The organism is Bradyrhizobium sp. 33ap4 (assembly GCF_032654765.1).
GTDB lineage: Bacteria > Pseudomonadota > Alphaproteobacteria > Rhizobiales > Xanthobacteraceae > Bradyrhizobium > Bradyrhizobium australafricanum.
Window position 1 is genome coordinate 1 of the sequence record NZ_JAUMTJ010000199.1, and the last position, 852, is coordinate 852.

1 protein-coding gene is annotated in these 852 nt (G+C 60.6%); it reads right to left on the reverse strand.

The window, feature by feature from the left end; translation table 11 throughout:
* Positions 1 to 16: 16 nt before the first annotated feature.
* A protein-coding gene (locus Q2M23_RS43675) for an IS5 family transposase (protein WP_141343516.1) occupies positions 17 to 780 on the reverse strand; the annotation gives its coding sequence in 2 pieces (ribosomal slippage) (positions 17 to 442 and positions 445 to 780; 762 coding nt in all).
* Positions 781 to 852: the final 72 nt, after the last annotated feature.

Sequence of the window (852 nt, forward strand, 5' to 3'; positions counted from 1 at the left end):
TAGGTGGTGTGGACACTTATCGCAGCCATAGGACGATGGCAGCGAGAGTGACGACGGCCCGGTAATTCCGGGCGGTCTTTTCGAAGCGGGTTGCGACGCGTCGGAACTGCTTGAGCTTGCTGAAGCAGCATTCCACGAGATGGCGCTGGGCATAGAGATGTTTGTCGAGCGGATATTTGAGGGCTCGCGAGGGGTTGTTGGGGATGACGGCGAGCGCCTTTTTGGCGGCGATGTCTTGGCGCAAACGATCGGCGTCATAAGCCGTATCGGCGATGACGACCTCGGCGGGCAGCCCCTCGATTAATGCAGCGGCTTGTGGTGCATCGCCCTTCTGGCCCGCGGTGAGCGTGAACCGCACGGGGCATCCCAAGCCGCGTACGGCCATATGTATCTTCGTGCTCAGGCCGCCGCGCGAGCGCCCGATCGCTTGATCTTCAGACCCCCTTTTTTCGCCCCGGCGGCGTGCTGATGCGCCCGGACAATGGTGGAATCGACGATCAGATATTCGAAGTCCGGATCCTCGGACATCGCCTCGAAGATGCGGCACCAGACACCCTTGCGGCTCCATCGACTGAACCGCCGGAACACGCTGTTCCAATCTCCAAAAGCCTCCGGAAGATCACGCCAAGGAGAGCCCGTACGCACGATCCAAAGCACACCTTCCACGAACATCCGGTTGTCCCGCCCGGTCGAGCCCTTCTGATCGGGCCGGCCTATGATCAGCGGCGCCATGCGCTCCCAGGCCGCGTCGCTCAACACCAAACGCTCCATCACACCCAAGGCCGCCTCCCAAAAAGAAGCCTTGAATCTGATTTGCTCTCAAAAGGGAATCCTTAGAGTCCACACCACCTA